Consider the following 23,619-nt stretch of genomic DNA (forward strand, 5'->3'; position numbering starts at 1 on the left):
GCTTCAGCCGGGAAGAGGCCAGTTTGCATACGATCACATCTGCGCCGTGACCACCGACGCCTTCCCGGCTAAAGCCGGTCCCACGATCGCTGAAACATTTCTGCCCCTCTTCCACGACGACTGGCATTATGTCGGCCATCGTCAATAACAAACCGGACGTACCGCCACAGCGCTACCGCAAGGTTGTATGCGACACCCAATTGAATCCCGGGCCGCACCTTGGCGGCCGCTGCTGGCTGGAGCGACACAATGAGTGAGAGCGCTTTCGCGGACCGCATCGTGCAGAACCTGCTCGATACCGACCTCTATAAGCTGAGCATGATGCAGGCCGTGCTGCACAACTACCCCAACGTCGAAGTGGAGTGGGAGTTTCGCTGCCGCAACGGTGAAGATCTCCGGCCGTACCTGACCGAAATCCGCCATCAGATCGAGCAGCTCTGCGAACTGTCGCTGAGCGTCGAGGAGACCGGTTTCCTGGAACGCATCAACTTCATGAAGCCCGACTTCCTGCGTTTCCTCGGGCTGTTCCGCTTCAACCTGCGCTACGTCCAGACCACCATCGAAAACGACGAACTGTGCATCCGCCTTTCAGGCCCCTGGCTGCACGTGATCCTCTTCGAAGTGCCTGTCCTGGCCATCGTCAGCGAAGTCCGCAATCGCCATCGCAACCCCGAAACCCTGCTCAGTCAGGCCCGCGACCAGCTGTACCGCAAATTCGACTGGCTGAATGCAACCGCCACTGCCGACGAACTGGCGGAATTGAAAGTGGCTGACTTCGGCACGCGCCGGCGCTTCTCCTACGCGGTGCAGGAGGACGTCGTTTCGGTGTTGAAAAAGGATTTCCCCGGCCAGTTCGTCGGCACCAGCAACGTGCACCTGGCGCGCAAATTCGACCTTAAACCCCTCGGTACCATGGCCCACGAATGGATCATGGCCCATCAGCAACTTGGCCCGCGCCTGATTGACAGCCAGATTGCCGCGCTCGATTGCTGGGTGCGCGAATACCGCGGCCTGCTGGGTATTGCGCTGACAGACTGCATCACCACCGATGCCTTCCTCGGCGACTTCGACCTGTTCTTCGCCAAACTCTTCGACGGCCTGCGCCACGACTCGGGCGATCCTGTGCAGTGGGCCGAAAAATGCATCCGGCACTATCAGAAGCTGGGCATTGAGCCGATGAGCAAGACGCTGGTGTTCTCTGATGGCCTGAACCTGCCGAAGGCGCTGGAAATATTCCGCGCGCTGCGTGGTCGCATCAACGTCAGTTTCGGGATTGGCACCAACCTGACCGCCGACATCCCGGGGATCCAGCCAATGAGCATCGTGCTGAAAATGACCGCCTGCGCCGGCCAGCCCGTCGCCAAGATTTCCGACGAGCCCGGCAAAACCCAGTGCAAGGACCCGGAGTTCGTGTCCTACCTGCTCCACGTATTCAAGGTGCCATCCTGAGTCGAGCACCGACCGCCGCCTCTTTTCCATGCCATTCCTTTTTTGCTCAAGGAGTCAATCATGCAAGACGTACAGCGCGAGATCGCCCGGCAGCTCAACGTCCAGCCGCCTTTCGCCAATGACGGAGCGCTGCAGGCGGAAGTCAGCCGCCGCGTGCAATTCATCAAGGACTGCCTGAATAACGCCCGCCTGAAAGTGCTTGTACTGGGCATCAGTGGCGGCGTGGATTCGCTGACAGCGGGTTTGATGGCCCAACGCGCCATCCGCGAGCTGCGTGAAAGTACAGGCGACGATGCCTACACCTTCATCGCCGTGCGCCTGCCGTATCACATCCAGCACGACGAACATGAAGCCACGGCATCGGTGGATTTCATCAACCCGGACGAGCGCCACACGGTGGACATCGCGCCCTCGGTGAAAGGGCTGGTTGATCAGATCAAAGCCTTCGAAGGCCAGGCCGCCAGTGCCGTGGATTTCGTCAAGGGCAACATCAAGGCCCGGGCGCGGATGGTCGCGCAGTACGCCATTGCCGGCGTAAAAGGCGGTCTGGTCATCGGCACCGACCATGCGGCTGAAGCGGTCATGGGGTTCTACACCAAGTTCGGCGACGGCGCTTGCGACCTGGCGCCGTTAAGCGGTCTGGTGAAGAACCAGGTCCGCGCAATCGCGCGCAGCTTCGGCGCGCCGCAAAACCTGGTCGAGAAAGTCCCCACCGCCGACCTCGAAGAACTGGTCCCCGGCAAACCCGACGAAGCGGCCCACGGCATCAGCTACGCCGAGATCGACGCCTTCCTCCACGGCGAACCGGTAAAGCAGGAAACCGCCGAGATTATTGTCAGCACCTACCGCAAGACCCAGCACAAACGGGATCTGCCGTACGCGCCATAACGCGTAGCAACGAATGCGTCCGATGGGTTTTGCATAAAAAATTCATCGGGCGGCAAACGCGCTGCATTCAAAAACGGAATGAACCCGTTATTTCTTTTCGCTTGATGGCGCTCGTCATCACGGCTTACATAGCGCTCTGACTTCCCCGCCCAGAGCCGCTATCCATGACTCCTTTCCAAGGCCTCTTCACCCTCGTAGCGTCCACCGTTGGCCAGCCCGCTGCGGCGTGGCTCGAACATCGCGTCGAGGTGCCACAAGCATTGGGTGGCTTCTCGTGGTCTGACGAGGCGGTCCATCGGGCCTGGCTGGCCGAAGCGTTAAACCTCTGCCTGTTCCACAAGCTGGTAGAGGCCGTGCCCGCTGGCCTTCGCTATGTGGACGAGCAATTCGAGGGCGGCCGCAAGGTGGTGTTCGACCATGGCGCCATTCGCACCGTCGATTGGGCAGACAACGGTGAATTACCGCGCGGGCGTCAGGCCTTCTCGCGCCTGCTGGAGCCGCTGGGCTTCACCGATGTGCGCACTTACCCGCTGACCAAACTGAATATGACCGGCTGGGGCTATCGCCAGATGGACCTGCCGGAAGACATCGCGCAGTTCTTCGTCTCCGAACTGCACCCCGGCCGACTCAGTCAGCCGTTTCAAGAGGCGGTCAGCCGTGTCGTCGGTTCGAGCCGCGACCCGTTGAGTCCTGAAGACCTGAGCATCCTCAATCGCCTGCGCACCACCCGGCATTGCAGTGTCGCCGAAGCCACCCGTCTGCTGCCGGCGCTGTATCGAGCGTTTGACCGCCAGCACGGCGTCGTTCGGGAAGATGACTATCGCCAACTGCTCAGCGAAAGCGCGGAAATGGCGTGGATCGCCACCGAAGGCAACAGCTTCAATCACCTGACGGATCGGGTGGTGGATCTGGAAGCGACGGTGGCCGAACAGCATCGGCGCGAGCGACCGATGAAGGACAGCATCGAGGTGTCAGGTTCGGGAAGGGTCATGCAGACCGCGTACAAGGCCTGCACGGTAAACCGAGGGCTGTTGAACGCCGAGGGCGCCGTGGTGACGCACAAGGTGCCGGGCTCATTCGTGGAGTTCATTCAGCGCAAGATCGACCCTGACAACGGCAAGATCGATCTCAACTTCGACAGCAGCAACGCCCAGGGCATCTTCAAGATGACCGACTCGAAGCAGGCCCAATGATCACTTCAGCGTGACAGTGCCTTTCATCATGCCGATGTGGCCGGGGAAGGAGCAGAAGAAGCCGTATTTCTCGGCCGGATCCAGTTTGGAGACGTCGAAGGTGACCGAATCCGACTCGCCTCCACCGATGACTTTGGTGTGTGCAATGACGCGCGTGTCACCGTCCTTCAGATAATCCTTATCGATGCCAACGCTCATGCCGTCAGTGGCGATCTGCGACATGTCATCGTATTTGCTGATGACCACGTTGTGGCCCATGACGGCCTTCGGCAGGCTGCCGGAGTGTTTCAGGTTGACGGTGAACTGCTTGCAGCTCTTATCGATTTCAATGGCCTTGGTGGTGAACGTCATCTGATCGGTGGAATCGACCTCGACCGAGCATTCGGCCGCCAGCAGGTGCCCACTGGCCAAAGTCAGAACGGATGCAGCGACAAGCTTGCGAATCATGGTGCGTCTCCTGGTGGGGTGGCCTTTGATTTCGTATACAAAGACAGCCCTGAATTAGAACAATTCAACAACCGTTATTGCCGGTCATCTCTGCGAGGCCTCTATCAGGGCCATCGAGACAATCAAACAGTCAGCGCTAAGATGGCTGCATAAGATCGCCCTGTCACCCACCTTCAGGACGATCCCATGCAATTTTCCAGCATTTTCCGCAGCCTGCTTGCCGCTTACGCCTGTGGCGCATCGGGTAGTTACGACCGCGCCAGCCAGGCTTACGGCGTCTATCAACGCGCTGTTTCCAACGGCTGAGACCTGTACCGGCGGGAGACTGACCGGCATCGATGACCGGGTGAGGAAAAATACCACGCCGGTTTTGCACCATTCTCAGGCAGAATGTGCTGACTTATCGTCTGCCTCGAGGACTGCCCATGGCCAAACCCAACTATTCCTTCGCCAAACGCCAACGTGATCTGGCAAAAGAGCAAAAGAAAGAGGAAAAAGCACAGCGCAAGCAGGCCGAGAAGGCTGAAGCAGAGGCTGGAGAAGGTACAGCCGTAGACGGCGAAAACGCTGAAGGCGCTACCGAAGCTGAAGGCTCCGTCGAAGTAAAAGGCTCCGCTGAAGAAAAGCCTGCCGAGTGATCGTCTGATTCAGCGCAATGGGATGGATGAACGCGAAAGCCTGTAGGCGTGAGCTTGCTCCCGACGAGGCTTTTACCGTGATCCATCCATTGGCTGACAATCCTGCTCGCACGACATGGCGCGCGTGCTCACCTCCCCCAACGGCGTCTCTTCATCCGCCTACTTCGCAATCGGCATTACCGTCACGCGCACTTCCGGGTCGTGGCTCCCGCCCCCAAGAATCACCCCCGCAACGGCGACACGTCCGAAAAATCCCTCCCCCACGCCAGACTGATGTGCTCAAGCGCAGGCTGAACGTTGTTGGTCGGATCGAAATCCACCCAACCCAGCACCGGACAGAACACCGACACCCATGCGTGTGAGGCATCGGCACCAATCAGCCGTGGCTGCCCGGGCGGCGGCTGGGTGAGCAGATAGCCGCTGACATACCGCGCCGCCAGACCGCGCGAGCGTACGCACGCCAGCATCAGGTGAGCGAAGTCCTGACAGACGCCACGGCGGGTTTCCAGCACTTCCACCAGCGGCGTGGCCACTTGAGTCGCCTCGCCATCAAAGGTGAATTCTTCGAATATCTTCTCCATCAGCGCCTGCGCGCACAGCAGCATCGGCCGCCCGGCGGGAAAGCAGCTGGCGGAAAACTCGACGAACGTCTGCTTCAGGTGAACGTACGGGGATTCGAAGCGATAGCGACAGGCCTCAAGGATGTCCGGTGCCATTCTCGACGCGCTGTAGGTCAGCTGGTGCTGCGCCTCATCCCACGAAGTGGAAACATTGAAATCCAGCCGCGGCCGTTCCAGCACTTCAATACGCAGGCGCGCGTTGACTTGAAGCTCATCGTGCGGGCGTTCGAATGCCAGGCGCGTCAGCGGATTGCCAAACACGTCCAGCTCATCGCGACGCGTGGTGGGCGTCGGGCTGATGATCAGGTGCTGCTCCAGGCAACGCTGCCAGGGACTGCGCCGCGGCCACAGATGCGCAAGCTGTTGGGCCAGGGAAACCGGGCTGTCGTACTTGTAGTGCGTGTCGTGGAGGATCTGATAATGGGCACTGTTCATCAGACCGACACCGTGCGCTGACTGACATCGTCGACGTGAGCAAAATGACGCAGCGCAAGTCGGTCAGAAACATGGCCGCTGGTCTCACCAATGGTCTGCAGCAAATCCGCCAGCCCGTCCAGCGCTGCCTTGACGCTGCTTTCACCGAACAGCCCTTCTTCCAGGCAACCCAGATCGAACACCGCCAGCCGCTGAATGAGCGCCGTGAGGCCGTTGTCCTGAGGCACGCCGAAATCCTCATTCATGCGTTTCACTGAGCGGGCCACCAACTTGAGCTGAAACAGCACCGCGTGGGGGTTCTGATCGTCCAGCACCAACAGGTCGAGCACCGGGATCAGCTGCGGCAGGGCCAGATAACGCGAGCGGTAAGTGATGCCGCTGTTGCCCAGTTCCAGGAGCCCGTCCAGGGCGTCCTGATGAAACACTGCCTCGCTGCGCAGGAATGCTGCCAGCGTCGTACAGAGAAACTGCAAGCGCTCGATGCGCCGCCCGATCATCAAGAAGCGCCAGCCCTCGTCGCGGGTCATGTCGTCCAGAGCGAAACCGGACAGCGCCGCCAGTGACATCACCAGGCGGTTGAGAAAGTCCAGCAGCTCGCCGAAATCAGGGCTCTCGGTTTCTAGATTCATGGCTTCGCGCTGCAATTCCACCAGCGCCTGCCAGTTCTCGCGGGACAACTTGCCGCGCACCTGGGACGCCGCCCACTGCAAGCGCTGCAAGTTGGAGCGCAGGCTGAACGGCCAGTCGTCACCCAACAACGCTTCAAGCAGACGTTCATGTAGCTCGCGCGGCTCCTCTTCGTCTTTGAGAGGAAGCAAATTAAGTCGCTCGGCCAGCTCGACCGCTGCTTGCAGGGCGACCGGATCATCGCCGTCGACATAGCGCGTGAGCATGATCCGCAGCAGGCGCGCGCTGTTGTCGCAGCGCTCGCAGTAGCGGCCGAACCAGAACAGGTTTTCCACCACACGCGACGGCAGATACGGGTCGCGACGAATCAGGTCGTGCACCCCCAGCGAGTGGCGGTTTTTCCACGGTTCGCTGCCCAGTGGGCGCTCGCCGAGAATCCAGGTGTCCTTACTCGCCCCGCCGCGCTGCATCGACACCACGTCCGCGTCGGCGTCGGCGGCCACACGGGTCAATCCGCCCGGCAGGACGCGATAGCCATCGGCCGTCGCCACTGCGTACACGCGCATACCGATGGCGCGGGGCTGCAGCTGACGGTCCTCGCCGTGCCAGACCGGCGCGTGGGACAACTGCGCCAGTTCCTGCGCGACGTAGGCATAAGGCCGGGCCTGCATGCGCGCGGCCAGGGCCTTGCGCTGTTCGTCGCTGAGGTCACGGCCGAATACCGGGGCGAAACTCTGGGACGGAAACGCGGGTTTGATGAGCAGCTCAGGCATCTTCTCCAGGGCTTGGGCCAGCACCGGGGGCTCGCCGCACCACCACGTGGCGATCGACGGCAGCAGCAGCTCTTCGCCAAACAGGTGTTCGTTGATCTTTGGCAGAAACCCGAGCAGCCCGGGCGATTCCAGCACGCCGCTGCCAAGGGCATTGGCGACCAACACCCGGCCCTGACGCACGGCTTGCAGCAGGCCCGGCACGCCCAGCGCCGAATCCGTGCGCAGCTCCAGCGGATCGCAGAAGTCGTCGTCCAGACGGCGCATGATCGCGTGTACACGACGCAGGCCGCTGAGGGTTTTCAGGTACACCGTGGCGTCGCGTACGGTCAGGTCGCTGCCTTCCACCAGTGGATAGCCCAGCTGACCGGCCAGATAAAGATGCTCGAAATAGCTCTCGTTGAAACGCCCGGGCGTCAGCAACACCACCAACGGGGCTTCGTGGCTGGTCGGTGCCTGACGCGCGAGAGTTTCCTGCAGCGACCGAAAGAAATTCGAGAGGTGCTGGACCTGCAGATCCCGGTACAGCTCGGGGAATGCCCGCGACACGATCAGACGGCTTTCCAGCGCATAACCGGCACCCGACGGCGCCTGAGTCCGGTCGGCGGTCACCCACCAGCGGCCATCGGGCGTGCGCGCCAGGTCAACCGCGTACACATGCAGAAAAGTGCCTTCAGGCGGTTTTACGCCTTGGCATGGCCAGAGAAAATTGTTGTGGCCGAACACCAGTTCCGATGGCAGCAGACCTTCGGCGATCAGTTCCTGCGGGCCGTAGAGATCGGCCAGCACGGCATTGAGCAGACGCGCGCGCTGGGCGATGCCGGCCGCCAATGGCTGCCATTCTTCCATTGGAATCACATGGGGCAGCATGTCCAGTTCCCAGGGCCGATCGGCACCCTTGGGGTCGGCGTAGACGTTGTAGGTGACGCCGTTTTCCTGAATCTGCCGGGCGAGCAGCGCCTGACGCTGGATCAGCTGCGCAGGTGTGCTGCGCTGGAGATGCTCGTACAAACGCTGCCAATGGGGCCGAACGGCGCCGCTGGCATCCAGCATCTCGTGGTAGGTACCCGGGGTGAGCGGATAGTGGTCAAGCAGGTCAGGCATGGAAGGCTCGGCAGACAACAAAGGGACTCGAATCAACTGCGCTCAGAGTAGCGCAGACAACATGACACGCAGGCGCCGCTTTCCACGTTTTATACGTGCGGCGCGGCGACCTGATCTCACGTCAGGTCGCCGGCGCGGCTACCGATGCAGGCGTAAATCCAGGGTCATCGGCAGTTCATCGTTGAGGGTCAGTGCAGGAACCTGCAGTTTGCCGGGGCTGTGGCCGACCCGGAAGAACCGCGCCAGACGTCGGCTTTCCGCCTCATTGGCGTTCACCGGCAGGGTTTCGTAATTGCGCCCGCCAGGGTGGGCGACATGGTACTCGCAGCCCCCAGCGAGCGCTGCATCCAGGTGTCGAGGATGTCGAAGACCAGCGGCGCATGGACCGGGATCGTCGGCTGCAAGGCATTGGTCGGCTGCCAGGCGCGGAAACGTACCCCTGCGACGAATTCCCCTACGCGCCCGGTCGGTCGCAGGGGTACCGGCACGCCGTTGCAGGTGAGCATGTAACGCTGCGGCGGCAGGCCGGTGACCTTCAGCTGCAAGCGCTCAAGGGATGAGTCCACATAACGAACCGCGCCACCCGCTGCACCCTCCTCGCCCAGCACGTGCCACGGCTCCAAGGCCTGGCGCAGCTCCAGCTCGATACCGCTGACGGTGTAATCGCCGACCTTCGGAAAGCGAAACTCCAGATGCGCCGCGAACCACTCCGCGCGCACGGGACAACCCGCGTCGTTGAGTTCGGCGATGACATCGGCGAAATCCTGCTGGATGAAATGCGGCAGCATGAAGCGGTCGTGCAGCTCGGTGCCCCAGCGCGCCAGTTTCGCCGGTGCATAAGGCTCGCGCCAGAAACGCGCGACCAGTGCCCGCAGCAACAGCTGTTGCGCCAGGCTCATGCGCGCGTGGGGCGGCATCTCGAAGGCACGCAGCTCAAGCAGGCCCAAGCGGCCGGTGGCTCCGTCGGGCGAATACAGTTTGTCGATGCAGAATTCCGCGCGGTGGGTGTTGCCGGTCACGTCGATCAGGAGGTTGCGCAGCAGCCGGTCCACCAGCCACGGCGCGCATTCTTCGCCCGGCTTGGGCATTTGTGAAAAGGCGATTTCCAGCTCGTACAACGAGTCGTTACGCGCTTCGTCGACCCGCGGCGCCTGCGAGGTCGGCCCGATGAACAATCCGGAGAACAGGTAGGACAGCGACGGGTGGTTATGCCAGTAGCTCAACAGGCTGCGCAGCAGATCCGGCCGGCGCAGGAAGGGCGAATCGCCCGGCGTCGCGCCACCGAGGACAAAATGGTTGCCGCCGCCGGTGCCGGTGTAGCGCCCGTCGATCATGAATTTCTCGGTGGTCAGTCGGGTCAGGCGCGCTTGCTCGTAGAGAAACTCGGTGCGTTCCACCAGCTCATCCCAGGTGGACGAGGGCTGTACGTTCACTTCGATCACGCCCGGATCCGGGGTGATGCGGAAGTTCGCCAGACGCGGATCGCTCGGCGGTTCGTACCCTTCCAGCAACACCGGGCAGCGCATGTCTTCAGCCGTCGCTTCGATGGCGGCGACCAGTTCCAGATAGGCCTCAAGGGATTGCAGCGGCGGCATGAACAGATACAACCGTCCGCCCCGCGCCTCGGCGCTCAATGCGGTGCGGGTCAGCCAATCGGCGGACTCGTCGATCTCGGGTTCGCGGTCGACGCTGGGGTCGCCCTGCTCTGCCAGGCTGTCCAGTCGCGACTGAACCTCGTCGCGGTCGGGCAACTCGGCAAATGCCTGGTTGTGGTCGCTCGGGTGTATGTAGGGGTACTCGGCCGCCTTGACCCACGGCTGCGAGGCCAGCGGCAAGCGATAGCCTAGGGCAGAATCTCCGGGCACCAGGCGGCAATGCTCGTCACGCAGGTACCAGCGACCACTCTGCCATTGATCGTCGGCAGCGGTTCGCGCCAGTGGCAGAACGTGGCCAATGACGGTGTCCAGCCCTTGGGAAAACACGTTGCGCAGGCGCGCACGTTCGAGGGGGTCCTCAAGGCGCGAAGCGTCGGCGCTGACGTTTTTGGGTAGCGCGCCCTCACGCCACAGGTAATAAAAACGGTCTTCGTAGGCCGGGAAAACGTAACGCGCCGGCAGCTTCAGCCGCTCGGCCACGCTGCGCAGGAAACTGCCCGCCATCTCGCTGTCGGCGCCGTAGTCCCGGGTTTCGTCAGCGACCAGCGCATTGTTGCGCCACACGGGCTGCCCATCTCGGCGCCAGAAGCAGTTCAGTGACCAGCGCGGCAGTTGCTCGCCGGGGTACCACTTGCCCTGACCGAAATGAACGATGCCCTGGGGCGCGTAATGGTCCCGCATGCGCCGATACAACTCGGCGGAGAGCAGACGCTTCTTCGGGCCCAGTGCGGCGGTGTTCCATTCATCACCATCACGGTCGTCGATGGACACAAAGGTCGGCTCGCCACCCATGGTCAGGCGCACGTCGCGTGCCATCAGATCGTTATCGATTTGCCGGCCCAGCGCCTGAATGTCCTGCCACTGCTCTTCGGTATACGGCTTGGTGACGCGCGGCGCCTCCCAGATACGCTCCACCGACATCTCGTGGGTAAACTCGGTGTTGCAGGGCTCGACCATGCCACTGATGGGCGCCGCTGAAGATGGTTCGGGGCTGCAGGCCAGCGGAATGTGCCCCTCACCGGCAAACAAGCCGGACGTCGCGTCAAGGCCCACCCAGCCAGCGCCCGGCAGATACACCTCACACCAGGCGTGCAAGTCAGTGAAATCGACGTCGGTGCCGGAGGGTCCATCCAGCGCTTTGACATCAGCCTTGAGCTGAATCAAATACCCGGACACAAACCGCGCAGCCAGCCCCAGATGACGCAGCAACTGCACGAGCAGCCACGCCGAATCACGGCAGGAACCAGAAGCGTTTTCGAGGGTGTATTCAGGCGTCTGAGTGCCCGGTTCCATGCGGATCAGGTAACCGATATCGTTGGCCAAACGCTGATTAAGGCCGACCAAAAAGTCGATCGCCGGAATCGGCGTGCGGTCGATGCTGTCCAGGTACGCCTGAAACCTTGGGGTCAGCGGCAGCTTTTCCAGATAGGGCTGCAGCTCGTGATGCTCTTCGCGGGCATAGGTGAACGGGATCTTCTCGGCGTAGGGCTCAAGGAAGAAGTCGAAGGGATTGAACACTGCTATTTCGGCGACCAGGTCCACTTCGATGCGCAGCTCGCTGGTCTTTTCCGGGAACACCAACCGCGCCAGATAATTACCCTGCGGGTCCTGCTGCCAGTTAATGAAGTGGTTTTCAGGAAGGACTTTCAGCGAATACGACAATACCCGCGTACGACTGTGAGCCGCCGGGCGCAAGCGGACGATTTGCGGCCCCAGCTCTACCGCGCGTTCGTAGCGGTAATGCGTGACATGGTGCAAGGCAATGTGAATCGACACGGCGTGCCTCCTGCGAGCCTGGACGGTAACGGAGCTGCGCAAGACTTATGCCACCCCGGCAAATCAGGCGCCTCCGGCCTGGAGGTAGCATGTTCAGCCAAGCACAGCACCAAAATCGCGCCCGCTTCAACGAATGGTGCAAGGGTCGCACGGAAATGAGGCGGGTGGGGTTATTTGCACCGTTCCGCCTTCAATCGGCGTAGGCGTGCCTTGTGAATCCCTTGAAGACGCGACCTTTTATGGCGGATTACAAGCAGGCTTTCCCTCATTGCTCGGTGACGATCTGAATTGAGAATTAACAAACCAAGCAGTGGAAATGACACCGCCGATAAGTAGATAATTTTGCTCGGACGATGCCCGATCATTGGCAATACCAGCGAGAGGCAAGCCAAAAAAGAATTGCAACTCCCCAAACCCATATCGGCCGTCCCCTTACTAGAAAAATGTGGCAAATGCACATCAGCGCCGTTGCGGTTATCATCACAGCAAATCCGAACATCAAGCATTTCTCCAATACGGCGCCTTGGCAGAAAGCGTCAAAATACAACACCGACGTCGTGGCGAATGAAAAAATCGCTGTAAATATCCCTGCGATAAAAACAGGGAAGTAACGCCGCATAAAGATTAAAAACTCAACGGACCTCATGGCTGTATGATCTCCTCGTGTACAGCGACGCCTATAGTGCGAATATTGCCTGACAACACACTTCCTCCAATCGCAAGTCTTCCAGCAACGAGATCTTTAATTTGCGTTCTGAGACCATCACCTACCTGACTTGGTGTGTACCGCTTTGGGAGTCTTTTGGAGACGCGCTGCAGCTGAATCATTTTTGCGCTAAGACTTGGATGTTTGAGGTTCAATAGCTCGGTTGTCAATTGATAGCGCTCTTGCCGACTTAGCCCGTTCAACGCTTGTCGCATTGACTTACCCGTCGTTTTCAACAAGGCTTTTTTAGTATTTGAGTTCCTACTATTGAAACGCTGCCTCCAGCTAAACTAATGGCATCGAGCATGCTCATTACCGCCTGATACCACTCACTTGAATCAAGAGCATCGTTGGCGGACGGAGTTGTTGACTCAAAAATCACCCGAGTAACTCCAACCATGCACTGAGCAGAACCCGCTATGGCCGTCGACCATCCCAGCACAGTCAAAACTCCGCTGCTGCCCATCGAAAATGGAACCAACGCGCTTCCACTAATCACGACTATCCAGCTGAGTACGGCACCTACACAAGCCACGCCGGTAACGATGCTCTCCTTGACCATCTCTGATTCACGCGAATTTGACTCCAGCGTCCTTACAAACTCCTGCGCACCCATGTACCGCGGCGCTTCTCGCAAGATCACCCGCTTTACCGCTACGCTGCAAATTGGCTGAAACTCCCTGAGCGTGACAACATTGAAATCGCTGTCGATAAAGACTACGCCAGCCCCCACTATCGCTGGATCAGCATCAATGACACGAAACAGCTTGTTAAGATCAATTGTGTTTTCAACGCGATCTCTCGTCCGGCTTCGCGCGACTGAAAAACCATCCCGTACCGATAGGCCGCTCATGCTTACTCTCCCGTCTTGGCTGAAGCGAGCGAGAATACGTAGTGAACAAACCGACTGCTGTAGGAAACCTCCCTACCTTCTGTGTGACGGGTCTCGATCCGCCTTCACCCCCTTGCGATCAACGCACTAGTAAGAAAAGGTGCCTCCGACAATTCGTCTAAAACTGTTTTTCCGGGAGCATTCATGGCTATAGATATGTTTTTGAAATTGGGAGATATCAAGGGTGAGTCCAGGGATAGCGCTCACAAGGAAGAAATCGACATCCAGACGCTGCAATGGGGCATGTCGCAGACGGGTTCGATGCACCAGGGTGGCGGGGGTGGCGCGGGCAAGGTCAGCATGCAGAACCTGAGTTTGAACAAGGCGCTGGACAAGGCGTCACCTAATCTCATGATGGCCTGCTCAAGCGGAATACATTATCCGGAAGCCACTCTCACTGTACGCAAGGCCGGTGGCAGCGCTCCCGTGGAATACATGGTCATCACGCTCAAGGAAGTAATGGTTGCCTCCTATCAGACCGATGCTGGCAACAGCGATGAAACGCTGAAGGAAACCATCGCGCTAAACTTCGGCAAAGTCGAAGTCAGTTACCAGCCACAAAAATCCGATGGCACCAAAGATGGCGGCCCGGTCAAATTCGGCTGGAATATTCGCGAGAACGTGAAGATGTAAAAGCAAAACGCCAGCTCGAAAGCTGGCGTTTGGTTTATTTCGTGATCACTTACCGTGGAAAAACCGGCTGGCGTGAAGGCTTCTTGCTTTTGCCGGCTTTACCACCCTTGGCGGCATCAGCGCGTTCCTTTGCGGCGTCCCTGTTACGAGCAGCCGCCGCAGCCTTGGCCTCTTCGCGCTTGTCCCAAGGCTTGCTGCCGTCGCTTGCGCGCTGAGGCAAGCCGGTGTGCTGCGTCAGGATCTTGGTGGTCCTGGCAACCTTGTGGCTACCAGCCGGCGTCGAGTTCTTGCGTCGCGCGCTCTGATAGGTGTCGGTTTCCGGCTGGTGCAGCGGGATCAGCTGATGCTTGCCCGGCCCGATCAGATCGGCACGGCCCATACGTTCAAGTGCCTCCCGCAGCATCGGCCAGCCCTTCGGATCGTGATAGCGCAGGAACGCCTTGTGCAGACGGCGTTGCTCTTCGCTCTTGACGATGGTGACCGAATCGCTCTTGTACGTGACCTTGCGCAGCGGGTTCTTGCCAGAGTGGTACATGGCCGTCGCACTGGCCATCGGCGAAGGATAGAACGCCTGCACCTGATCCGCGCGGAAGCCATTGCCCTTGAGCCACAGCGCGAGGTTCATCATGTCCTCGTCGGTCGTGCCCGGGTGAGCCGCGATGAAGTAAGGAATCAGGTACTGCTCTTTGCCCGCTTCCTTGGAGTACTTCTCGAACATGCGCTTGAACTTGTCGTAGCTGCCAATGCCCGGTTTCATCATCTGGTTGAGCGGACCTTCTTCGGTGTGCTCAGGCGCAATCTTCAGGTAACCGCCAACGTGGTGGGTCACCAGCTCCTTGACGTACTCGGGCGATTCCACCGCCAGGTCGTAACGCAGACCGGACGCGATCAGAATCTTCTTCACGCCGGGCAGTTCACGGGCGCTGCGGTACAGCTGAATCAATGCCGAGTGATCCGTGTTCAGGTTCGGGCAGATTCCCGGAAACACGCAGGACGGCTTGCGGCACGCGGATTCGATTTCCGGGCTCTTGCAGGCGATGCGATACATGTTCGCCGTCGGACCGCCAAGGTCGGAGATCACGCCGGTGAAGCCGGGGACCTTGTCACGGATTTCTTCGATCTCGCGGATGATCGAATCATGGGAACGGTTCTGAATGATCCGGCCTTCATGCTCGGTGATGGAGCAGAACGTGCAGCCGCCGAAGCAGCCGCGCATGATGTTCACCGAGAAACGAATCATGTCGTAGGCCGGAATCTTCTCCTTGCCGTACACAGGGTGCGGAATGCGCGCGTATGGCATGCCGAACACGTAGTCCATTTCTTCGGTGGTCATCGGAATGGGCGGCGGATTGAACCAGACGTCCACCTCGCCATGCTTCTGGACCAGCGCGCGGGCGTTGCCCGGGTTGGTTTCCAGGTGCAATACGCGGTTGGCGTGGGCATAGAGCACCGCGTCGCCGCGCACTTTCTCCATCGACGGCAGACGTATGACCGTCTTGTCGCGGGTCATGCGCGGGCTCGCCAGGATCTGCACGACCTTCGCTTCGTTCGGATCCTCGACGTCACCCTTTTCCTGCTCGATGGCACAGGCCTGGGTGTCTTGAGTGTTCACGTACGGGTTGATGATCTTGTCGATCTTGCCTGGACGGTCAATGCGCGTTGAGTCGACTTCGTACCAGCCTTCCGGCGTATCACGACGAATGAATGCCGTGCCGCGCACGTCAGTGATGCTTTCGATGGTTTCGCCATAGGACAGGCGAGTCGCCACTTCGACGATGGCCCGCTCGGCGTTGCCGTACAGCAGGATGTCAGCGCAGGCATCGATCAGGATCGAGTTGCGAACCTTGTCCTGCCAGTAGTCATAGTGAGCGATGCGGCGCAGCGATGCTTCGATGCCACCCAGAACGATGGGCACGTTCTTGTAGGCTTCCTTGCAGCGCTGGCTGTAGACCAGACTCGCACGGTCCGGACGCTTGCCCGCCATGCCGCCTGGGGTGTAGGCGTCATCGGAGCGGATCTTTTTGTCGGCGGTGTAACGGTTGATCATCGAATCCATGTTGCCGGCCGCGACGCCGAAGAACAGGTTCGGCTCGCCGAGCTTCATGAAGTCGTCTTTTGACTTCCAGTCGGGCTGCGCAATGATCCCGACGCGGAAGCCCTGGGACTCCAGCAGCCGGCCGATGATCGCCATGCCAAACGAAGGGTGATCGACGTAGGCATCACCGGTGACAATGATGATGTCGCAGGAATCCCAGCCAAGCTGATCCATTTCTTCCCGGCTCATCGGCAGGAAAGGCGCTGGTCCGAAACATTCGGCCCAGTACTTCGGATAGTCAAATAACGGCTTGGCTGCTTGCATATCGATGACCAGTGTTCGTGTCTGGGGGCGATTTTCGCTTGGAAATTCGCGGGCGCGGAGAATAGCACAAATTTTGATCAAGTCCGACGACAGTAGTCGGATTAATGATCGGCATGACTCTGGACTCTGGTGCCCTTTCGGCATCAAAGTCCCGGTCCAGAGCCCTACTTATTCATCATCATCAAAGTTGTAACTGCCCGGCGCGAGGTTCTCGAAGCGGGTGTACTTGCCGATAAACGCCAGCCGGATAAACCCGATCGGGCCGTTACGCTGCTTGCCGATGATGATTTCGGCAATGCCCTTGTGTTCGGTCTCGGGGTGATACACCTCATCCCGGTACACGAACATGATGACGTCGGCGTCCTGCTCGATCGCTCCAGATTCCCGCAAGTCGGAGTTCACCGGGCGCTTGTTGGGACGCTGTTCGAGGGAGCGGTTGAGCTGGGAAAGCGCAACCACCGGGCAATTGAATTCCTTGGCGAGCGCTTTCAGGGAACGGGAGATTTCGGAAATCTCGTTCGTCCGGTTATCGCCACTGGAGCCAGGAATCTGCATCAATTGCAGATAGTCGATCATGATCAGGCCGATATCGCCGTGCTCGCGGACCAGACGCCGCGTACGCGCACGCATCTCCGACGGACTGATGCCGGCCGTATCGTCGATGAACAGCTTGCGATCATTCAGCAGGTTGACCGCCGATGTGAGGCGCGGCCAGTCATCGTCATCGAGCTGACCCGAACGCACCTTGGTCTGGTCGATACGGCCCAGCGACGACAGCATACGCATGATCAGCGATTCGCCTGGCATCTCCAGTGAGTAGACCAAAACCACCTTGTCGCTGCGCAGCACCGCGTTTTCCACGAGGTTCATCGCGAAGGTGGTCTTACCCATCGACGGACGGCCTGCAACGATGATCAGGTCAGACTGCTGCAGACCGCTGGTTTTTTCATCAAGATCAGCGTAGCCCGTGGAAAGACCGGTGATGCCGTCGCCGATGTTGAACAGCGTATCGATGCGGTCAATCGCACGGGTCAGCAGGTCGTTGACGCTAACCGGCCCGCCTGTCTTGGGCCGCGCCTCGGCGATCTGGAAGATCTGCCGTTCGGCCTCGTCGAGAATTTCTTCGGCGGTACGCCCTTCCGGGTTGAACGCACTGTCAGCGATCTCGGTGCTGATGCCGATCAACTGGCGCAGCGTCGCGCGCTGACGAACGATCTGGGCATAGGCCTTGATGTTCGCGACGGACGGAATGTTCTTCGCCAGTTCCGACAGGTAACCCAGGCCACCGACTTGCGAGGTCTGGCCTTCCTTGTCGAGCTGCTCTGCCAGGGTCACGACGTCGATCGGCTGGTTCTGATCCGCCAGCTTGGCAATGGCGCGGAATATCAGACGGTGGTCATGACGATAGAAATCGCCATCCGACACCTGATCAAGCACGCGCTCCCAGGCGTTGTTGTCCAGCATCAGACCACCGAGCACGGCCTGTTCGGCCTCGATGGAATGCGGCGGCACCTTCAGGGCAGCGGTTTGCAGGTCATATTGCTCGGGAGCGGAGATGTCGTTCATGGCCACACGGAAATCAGGGGGTTGAATCAGGATACTCAGAAATGACAAAGGGCACGACCTGCGAACAGGAACGTGCCCAATGCTAACCGACCGAGGAGCGAGTCATCAGCCAGTCAGACTTCTGCACCGAAGCGCAGAAACCATACTGCTTAAGCAGCTACAACAACAACGCGTACGGTAGCTTCAACGTCGCTGTGCAGGTGCACGGCTACGTCGTATTCGCCAACGTTACGGATGGTGCCGTTCGGCAGACGAACTTCGGACTTGGCCACTTCAACGCCAGAGGCGGTCAGTGCGTCAGCGATGTCGTGAGTACCGATCGAACCGAACAGCTTGCCTTCGTCACCAGCGGTGGCAGTGATGGTCACTTCCAGCTCAGCCAGTTGAGCAGCACGAGTTTCAGCAGAAGCTTTCTTCTCGGCGGCAGCTTTTTCCAGCTCTGCACGACGCTCTTCAAACGCGGCCACGTTGGCAGCGGTTGCAGCGGTTGCTTTGCCGAAAGGCAGCAGGAAGTTACGACCGTAGCCAGCCTTAACGTTTACTTTATCGCCCAGGTTGCCCAGGTTGGCGACTTTTTCCAGCAGGATGAGTTCCATTTGGTAAAACCTCTTAACTTTAACCTTCACCGTTCGCAGAACCGTTATCGGCGTCTTTCGACGCCAGACGGCCGCGAAAATCAATCAGGCTGTCGACAATGGCAAACACCACCAGCAACGGATAGATCAGCTGCATGAACAGCAATAGCGTGACGTACAACCCTACCAGCCAGAACCGTGTCAGGCGCTTTGCAGCCACCAGACCGTGAATCAGGGCCAGCCCCGCGAACATGAGCGGCACGCTGCACAACGGTGTCAGCATCGCCAGTTGAGGACCGAAGTTCGGCCCCACCAACATGCACACCAGCAGCACCAGCATCGGTGCCCGCGGGAGTTTCAGGCTGCGAAATTCGCGTCCGAAACCGCCCGGGTTATACAACAACGCCTGCCAGTACCGCCCAAGGAGCAGGCATACCACGCTGACGATCTGCAACAACGCTGCAATCAGGCCATTGAGGACGGGAGTAATCAGTGCCCCCAGACGCGCTCGCTCTTCTACCGACATCTGCTGGTAGACATCACCAAAGACGTGGGGCAGGAGCTTTTGCAGCTCCCCCGCCATGGCTTCGATGGGCTCGCGAAACACTGCGCCCAGAACCACTGCATACAACAATCCAACCGCCACGCTGACCAGCAGCACGCGGACCCAGGACTCGCTGGCACGCAACACGGCGGCCAACCCCAGGAACCCAGCAACACCATCAGGGTGCGGGGTTCACCGAAATACCACCAGACCAAAGCCGGCAGCAGAGCCCAGGCAAGGACGCCTAAGGCGTCACTCATCCCGCGTCGCAGGAGCACAAGGCAACCTGCGGCAGCACTCAACCAGAACAACAGCGGCAATGCCGCACATCCAACCACTACGAGAGTGGCCTGCATGCGGCCGCGCATGATGAATTCAGCCATGGCGCGCATGCGATCTATCCCTTACTGCGTTTGTCGACTACCTGGTCTCAGCGGCCGTGGCTGTCGGTGTAGGCCAACAGGGCCAGGAAGCGGGCGCGCTTGATAGCGGTAGCCAGCTGACGCTGATAACGAGCTTTGGTACCAGTAATGCGGCTAGGAACGATCTTGCCGGTTTCAGATACGTAGGCTTTCAGGGTGTTGAGATCTTTGTAATCGATCTCCTTCACATTTTCAGCTGTGAAGCGGCAGAATTTACGACGACGGAAGAAACGTGCCATGTAATGGGCTCCTCAAAAGGTCCGTGGATTACTCGTCAGCGTTATCGCTGTTGTCGCTGTCATCACCATCGGCGCCATCGGCGTCGGAGTGCTCAGGACGGTCGCGACGCTCACGGCGCTCACTGCGGTTTTCTTCAGCCTTGAGCATTTCGGACTGGCCAGTAACAGCTTCGTCGCGACGGATGACAAGGTTACGGATCACGGCATCGTTGTAACGGAAGTTGTCTTCCAGCTCGGCCAGAGCCTTGCCAGTGCACTCAACGTTCAGCATCACGTAGTGAGCCTTGTGAACATTGTTGATTGCATAGGCCAGTTGACGACGGCCCCAATCTTCCAGACGGTGGATCTTGCCGCCGTCTTCTTCGATCAGCTTGGTGTAACGCTCTACCATGCCGCCGACTTGCTCGCTCTGGTCCGGGTGAACCAGAAAGATGATTTCGTAATGACGCATGAATGCTCCTTACGGGTTGTAGCCTGCCGCCAAAGCGGTCAGACAAGGAGTGAATAACACTGGTTTATCTTGCACAGGGACAGGCACATGAGCGCCTGCCATGACAGCAAGGGGCGCAATTGTAGAGAAGGGGTCGGAGGGGCGCAAGGAGATTGGTGAATATTTGAACAATGGCTACAAGCTACAAGCTACAAGCTACAAGCTACAAGCTACAAGCCGGAGCGTGATTGGCTCGAGCTTGCAGCTTGCAGCTTGCCACTGACAGCTACTTCTTGGCAGCGGCGCGTTGGCGCAGGGCTTCGAACAGGCAGACGCCTGTCGCGACCGAGACGTTGAGGCTGCTGACGCTGCCAGCCATTGGCAGGCGCACCAGGTAGTCGCAATGCTCGCGGGTCAGGCGGCGCATGCCTTTGCCTTCGGCACCCATGATCAGGATGGTCGGGCCGGTCAGGTCCTGCTGGTACAACTCCTGCTCGGCCTCACCTGCGGTACCGACAACCCACAAGCCGCGCTGTTGGAGTTTTTCCAGCGTGCGCGCCAGGTTGGTCACGGCGACGAGAGGAATGACCTCCGCTGCACCGCATGCCACTTTCCGAACGGTCGGCGTCAATGTCGCAGACTTGTCCTTGGGCACGATCACCGCCAGAGCACCGGCTGCATCGGCCGTCCGTAGACATGCGCCAAGGTTATGGGGGTCGGTGACGCCATCCAGAACCAGGATCAGTGGCGGACCCTCAGTGCGATCGAGCAACTCGTCGAGCATCGCCTCGCCCCAGACCTGGCTCGGGCTGACATCCGCTACGACGCCCTGGTGAACACCTTCTACCCAGGCATCCATTTCGCGGCGCTCGGCTTGCCCCACCGACACGCGGTTTTGCGCAGCGAGCTCGACGAGCACTTGAACCCGTGGGTCGCTGCGCCCTTCAGCCAGCCAGACCTGCTTGACCCGCTTGGGGTGATGACGCAACAGCGCCTCCACAGCATGAACGCCGTAGATTTTTTCCAGCTGACTCATGACTTGGCCTTAGGTTTGCGCACGCTGCCACCGCCTGAAGCAGAGGCCGAGCCCGACTTGGACGATCCCTTGCGATGTTTGCTGGTTTTACCGGAAGCGCCAGCAGGATCACTCGTCGACTTTCCCGACGATGCCTTGCTACCACCCTTGGCTTCAGTCAGCAGCGCTTTCTTCATTTCACGACTTTTGCGCACTTCTGCGTTCTTGGCAGCCGCATCACTAGGCCGATAAGCCTCGGCAACAGGCTCTTTCGCAGTGCGGCGACCGGACTTGGAAGCAGACGACGATTCCTTGGAATCCTTGCCCTTCTCTGCCGCGGCAGGCTCGGACGTCCGACGCTTACGGCCGATCGGCGCGCTGGTGGTTTTCTCGGACATTTCGAAGTCGATCTTGCGCTCATCAAGATCAACACGCATGACGCGTACTTCAACGGTGTCGCCCAAGCGGAAGCTACGGCCTGTGCGCTCGCCGGCCAGGCGATGATGGACCGGATCGAAGTGGTAGTAGTCACCCGGCAATGCGGTGACGTGCACCAGGCCTTCGACGTAGATATCGGTCAACTCGACGAACAGACCAAAGCCGGTGACAGCCGTGATCACGCCCGGGAACGACTCGCCAACGCGGTCCTTCATGAACTCGCATTTCAGCCAGTTCGTGACGTCGCGGGTTGCCTCATCGGCACGGCGCTCGCTCATCGAGCACTGTTCGCCCAGTTGCTCGAGCATCGCTTCGTCGTATGGGTAAATGCGGGCCTTCGGAATTGCTGCAGCGCCAGCACGGCGAACGTGCGGCGTTTCCTGCTTGGAGCGGATCACACTGCGGATCGCGCGGTGAGTCAGCAAATCCGGGTAGCGACGAATCGGCGAGGTGAAGTGGGTGTAGGCTTCGTAATTCAGGCCGAAGTGGCCGTGGTTATCCGAGCTGTACACCGCCTGGCTCAACGAACGCAGCATGACGGTCTGGATCAGGTGGTAATCCGGACGGTCCTTGATGGTTTCGAGCAGCGCTTGATAGTCCTTCGGCGTCGGGCCGTCTTTGCCCTTGTGCAGGGAAAGACCCAGCTCGCCAAGGAAGGCACGCAGCTTTTCCAGGCGCTCAGGCGGCGGACCGTCGTGCACGCGATACAGCGCAGGGATCTCGTGCTTCTTGAGAAACGCAGCAGTCGCCACGTTCGCAGCGAGCATGCATTCTTCAATCAGCTTGTGCGCATCGTTTCGAGTGGTCGGACGGATCTCGGCGATTTTGCGCTCGGTGCCGAAAATGATCCGGGTTTCCTGGGTTTCAAAATCGATGGCACCGCGAACATGCCGGGCGCCCAACAGCACTTTGTACAGCGCATAAAGCTGCTTCAGGTGCGGCACGACGTCGCCATACTGCTCGCGCAGCTGCTTGGCTTCGGCGGCTTTTGGATGCTCCAGCATCGAGCTGACCTTGTTGTAGGTCAGGCGTGCATGGGAGTGGATCACGGCTTCGTAGAAAACGTAGTCGGTCATCTCGCCGGTTTTGGAGATAGTCATCTCGCACACCATTGCCAGACGATCAACCAGCGGATTCAGCGAGCACAGCCCGTTGGACAGCTGCTCAGGAAGCATCGGGATCACGCGCTCCGGGAAATACACCGAGTTGCCGCGCACCTGAGACTCAGCGTCGAGCGCCGAGCCAAGCTTCACATAGCTCGATACGTCGGCGATCGCCACGTAGAGCTTCCAGCCGCCGGAGAACAGGCGCAGCTTGCCGGGCTTGGCTTCGCAGAAAACGGCGTCGTCGAAGTCGCGGGCGTCTTCACCGTCGATGGTGACGAATGGAAGGTGACGCAGATCGACGCGGTTTTCCTTGTCCTTCTCCTCCACTTCCGGCTTCAGCTTCGCGGCTTCTTTGAGCACCGCCTCTGGCCAGACGTGAGGGATGTCGTAGGTACGCAGCGCGACATCGATCTCCATGCCGGGCGCCATGTAATTGCCCACCACCTCAACCACGTCGCCCTGCGGCTGGAAACGCGGAGTCGGCCAGTGGGTGATTTTCACCTCGACGAACTGACCGACCTTCGCGCCGTTGTTACGGCCAGGGGTGATCAGCACTTCTTGCTGGATTTTTGGATTGTCCGGCTGAACGAAACCGATGCCGCTTTCTTCGAAATAGCGACCCACTACGGTTTCGTGCGCGCGGGAAATGACTTCGACAATCACGCCTTCGCGTCGACCGCGACGGTCCAGACCCGAGACGCGCGCCAGTGCGCGGTCACCGTCGAACACCAGACGCATCTGCGCAGGGCTCATGAACAGGTCGTCGGAGCCATCATCCGGGACCAGGAAACCAAAGCCGTCACGGTGACCGCTGATGCGACCCAGGATGAGGTCCAGCTTGTCGACCGGTGCGTACGTGCCACGGCGGGTGTAAATCAATTGGGCATCGCGCTCCATGGCACGGAGCCGACGCCGCAAGGCCTCGATCTGATCTTCAGTCGTCAGGCCAAACTCTTCCACCAACTGCTCCCGGGCAGCAGGCGAACCGCGCTCGGAGAGGTGCGCCAGAATCAGCTCACGGCTAGGGATGGGGTTTTCGTATTTTTCCGCTTCACGAGCGGCCTCGGGATCGAGGGACTGCCAATCGGCCAT

The 23,619-nt window shown here is 59.7% G+C and carries 16 protein-coding genes and 3 pseudogenes; 6 read left to right on the forward strand and 13 right to left on the reverse strand.

Annotation, left to right across the window (positions count from 1 at the left end):
- Positions 1-249 precede the first annotated feature (249 nt).
- From pncB to JN403_RS01525, 3 genes are all read left to right on the forward strand, one after another.
- On the forward strand, positions 250-1,449 hold the full coding sequence (pncB, locus tag JN403_RS01515) for a nicotinate phosphoribosyltransferase (protein WP_122533803.1): 1,200 nt from the start codon (positions 250-252) through the stop codon (positions 1,447-1,449).
- Positions 1,450-1,509: 60 nt separating this feature from the next.
- Entirely contained in the window at positions 1,510-2,337 is an 828-nt protein-coding gene (nadE, locus tag JN403_RS01520) for an ammonia-dependent NAD(+) synthetase (RefSeq protein WP_205484899.1), read from the forward strand.
- A gap of 164 nt (positions 2,338-2,501) precedes the next feature.
- Positions 2,502-3,530: a DUF1338 domain-containing protein gene (locus JN403_RS01525; protein ID WP_205484900.1), complete on the forward strand. Its 1,029-nt coding sequence runs from the start codon at positions 2,502-2,504 to the stop codon at positions 3,528-3,530.
- On the opposite strand, the gene azu is transcribed toward JN403_RS01525, so the two are convergent.
- Complete coding sequence (gene azu / locus JN403_RS01530; protein ID WP_122533806.1) at positions 3,531-3,977, reverse strand: azurin; 447 nt, start codon at positions 3,975-3,977, stop codon at positions 3,531-3,533.
- Between the two features lie 425 nt (positions 3,978-4,402).
- Between azu and JN403_RS01535 the strand changes: the two genes are divergently transcribed.
- Entirely contained in the window at positions 4,403-4,615 is a 213-nt protein-coding gene (locus tag JN403_RS01535; RefSeq protein WP_205484901.1) for a hypothetical protein, read from the forward strand.
- Between the two features lie 159 nt (positions 4,616-4,774).
- On the opposite strand, the pseudogene JN403_RS01540 reads toward JN403_RS01535, so the two are convergent.
- From JN403_RS01540 to JN403_RS01550, 3 genes and pseudogenes are all read right to left on the reverse strand, one after another.
- A pseudogene (locus JN403_RS01540) lies at positions 4,775-5,670 on the reverse strand (transglutaminase family protein).
- Positions 5,670-8,171 (reverse strand): circularly permuted type 2 ATP-grasp protein, encoded by a 2,502-nt coding sequence (locus tag JN403_RS01545; protein ID WP_205484902.1) that lies wholly within the window; start codon positions 8,169-8,171, stop codon positions 5,670-5,672. The pseudogene JN403_RS01540 and the gene JN403_RS01545 overlap by 1 nt, the downstream one beginning before the upstream one ends.
- Positions 8,172-8,309: 138 nt before the next feature.
- Positions 8,310-11,602 (reverse strand): annotated as a pseudogene (locus JN403_RS01550) (transglutaminase family protein).
- 353 nt (positions 11,603-11,955) lie between these two features.
- On the opposite strand from JN403_RS01550, the gene JN403_RS01555 reads away from it, so the two are divergent.
- Positions 11,956-12,213 carry a hypothetical protein gene (locus JN403_RS01555; protein ID WP_205484903.1) on the forward strand — a complete coding sequence of 86 codons (258 nt, stop codon included), beginning with the start codon at positions 11,956-11,958 and terminating at the stop codon, positions 12,211-12,213.
- A 327-nt stretch (positions 12,214-12,540) separates the two neighbouring features.
- Here JN403_RS01555 and JN403_RS01560 read toward each other — a convergent pair whose 3' ends face one another.
- Positions 12,541-13,161 carry a hypothetical protein gene (locus tag JN403_RS01560; protein ID WP_240356777.1) on the reverse strand — a complete coding sequence of 207 codons (621 nt, stop codon included), beginning with the start codon at positions 13,159-13,161 and terminating at the stop codon, positions 12,541-12,543.
- Positions 13,162-13,344: 183 nt separating this feature from the next.
- Here JN403_RS01560 and JN403_RS01565 point away from each other — a divergent pair, with 183 nt between their 5' ends.
- Entirely contained in the window at positions 13,345-13,833 is a 489-nt protein-coding gene (locus tag JN403_RS01565) for a type VI secretion system tube protein Hcp (protein WP_205484904.1), read from the forward strand.
- Between the two features lie 49 nt (positions 13,834-13,882).
- On the opposite strand, the gene JN403_RS01570 is transcribed toward JN403_RS01565, so the two are convergent.
- The 8 genes and pseudogenes from JN403_RS01570 to rnr form a co-directional block, all read right to left on the reverse strand.
- A complete protein-coding gene (locus tag JN403_RS01570) occupies positions 13,883-16,192 on the reverse strand; it encodes a YgiQ family radical SAM protein (protein ID WP_205484905.1) in 2,310 nt (769 codons plus the stop codon).
- Positions 16,193-16,360: 168 nt separating this feature from the next.
- Positions 16,361-17,758, reverse strand: a complete 1,398-nt coding sequence (dnaB, locus tag JN403_RS01575) for a replicative DNA helicase (RefSeq protein WP_065987793.1) — start codon at positions 17,756-17,758, stop codon at positions 16,361-16,363.
- 149 nt (positions 17,759-17,907) lie between these two features.
- Positions 17,908-18,354: a 50S ribosomal protein L9 gene (gene rplI, locus JN403_RS01580; protein WP_122533812.1), complete on the reverse strand. Its 447-nt coding sequence runs from the start codon at positions 18,352-18,354 to the stop codon at positions 17,908-17,910.
- A 19-nt stretch (positions 18,355-18,373) separates the two neighbouring features.
- Positions 18,374-19,269: pseudogene (locus JN403_RS01585) on the reverse strand (hypothetical protein).
- 38 nt (positions 19,270-19,307) lie between these two features.
- Positions 19,308-19,538, reverse strand: coding sequence for a 30S ribosomal protein S18 (gene rpsR, locus JN403_RS01590; protein WP_037015707.1), 231 nt, complete (start codon positions 19,536-19,538; stop codon positions 19,308-19,310).
- A gap of 28 nt (positions 19,539-19,566) precedes the next feature.
- Positions 19,567-19,989, reverse strand: coding sequence for a 30S ribosomal protein S6 (gene rpsF, locus JN403_RS01595; protein ID WP_065987796.1), 423 nt, complete (start codon positions 19,987-19,989; stop codon positions 19,567-19,569).
- 265 nt (positions 19,990-20,254) lie between these two features.
- Entirely contained in the window at positions 20,255-21,004 is a 750-nt protein-coding gene (gene rlmB, locus JN403_RS01600) for a 23S rRNA (guanosine(2251)-2'-O)-methyltransferase RlmB (RefSeq protein ID WP_205484906.1), read from the reverse strand.
- Positions 21,001-23,619, reverse strand: a complete 2,619-nt coding sequence (gene rnr, locus JN403_RS01605; protein WP_205484907.1) for a ribonuclease R — start codon at positions 23,617-23,619, stop codon at positions 21,001-21,003. The genes rlmB and rnr overlap by 4 nt, the downstream gene beginning before the upstream one ends.

Source organism: Pseudomonas sp. 15A4, assembly GCF_016925575.1.
Lineage (GTDB): Bacteria > Pseudomonadota > Gammaproteobacteria > Pseudomonadales > Pseudomonadaceae > Aquipseudomonas.

What these genes read in the sequence shown, in the direction of transcription:
- pncB (WP_122533803.1), top strand. Translation starts at nt 250, where the DNA reads ATGAGTGAGAGCGCTTTCGCGGACCGCATCGTGCAGAACCTGCTCGAT.
- nadE (WP_205484899.1), top strand. Translation starts at nt 1,510, where the DNA reads ATGCAAGACGTACAGCGCGAGATCGCCCGGCAGCTCAACGTCCAGCCG.
- JN403_RS01525 (WP_205484900.1), top strand. Translation starts at nt 2,502, where the DNA reads ATGACTCCTTTCCAAGGCCTCTTCACCCTCGTAGCGTCCACCGTTGGC.
- azu (WP_122533806.1), bottom strand. Translation starts at nt 3,977, where the DNA reads ATGATTCGCAAGCTTGTCGCTGCATCCGTTCTGACTTTGGCCAGTGGG.
- JN403_RS01535 (WP_205484901.1), top strand. Translation starts at nt 4,403, where the DNA reads ATGGCCAAACCCAACTATTCCTTCGCCAAACGCCAACGTGATCTGGCA.
- JN403_RS01545 (WP_205484902.1), bottom strand. Translation starts at nt 8,171, where the DNA reads ATGCCTGACCTGCTTGACCACTATCCGCTCACCCCGGGTACCTACCAC.
- JN403_RS01555 (WP_205484903.1), top strand. Translation starts at nt 11,956, where the DNA reads ATGCCCGATCATTGGCAATACCAGCGAGAGGCAAGCCAAAAAAGAATT.
- JN403_RS01560 (WP_240356777.1), bottom strand. Translation starts at nt 13,161, where the DNA reads ATGAGCGGCCTATCGGTACGGGATGGTTTTTCAGTCGCGCGAAGCCGG.
- JN403_RS01565 (WP_205484904.1), top strand. Translation starts at nt 13,345, where the DNA reads ATGGCTATAGATATGTTTTTGAAATTGGGAGATATCAAGGGTGAGTCC.
- JN403_RS01570 (WP_205484905.1), bottom strand. Translation starts at nt 16,192, where the DNA reads ATGCAAGCAGCCAAGCCGTTATTTGACTATCCGAAGTACTGGGCCGAA.
- dnaB (WP_065987793.1), bottom strand. Translation starts at nt 17,758, where the DNA reads ATGAACGACATCTCCGCTCCCGAGCAATATGACCTGCAAACCGCTGCC.
- rplI (WP_122533812.1), bottom strand. Translation starts at nt 18,354, where the DNA reads ATGGAACTCATCCTGCTGGAAAAAGTCGCCAACCTGGGCAACCTGGGC.
- rpsR (WP_037015707.1), bottom strand. Translation starts at nt 19,538, where the DNA reads ATGGCACGTTTCTTCCGTCGTCGTAAATTCTGCCGCTTCACAGCTGAA.
- rpsF (WP_065987796.1), bottom strand. Translation starts at nt 19,989, where the DNA reads ATGCGTCATTACGAAATCATCTTTCTGGTTCACCCGGACCAGAGCGAG.
- rlmB (WP_205484906.1), bottom strand. Translation starts at nt 21,004, where the DNA reads ATGAGTCAGCTGGAAAAAATCTACGGCGTTCATGCTGTGGAGGCGCTG.
- rnr (WP_205484907.1), bottom strand. Translation starts at nt 23,619, where the DNA reads ATGGCCGATTGGCAGTCCCTCGATCCCGAGGCCGCTCGTGAAGCGGAA.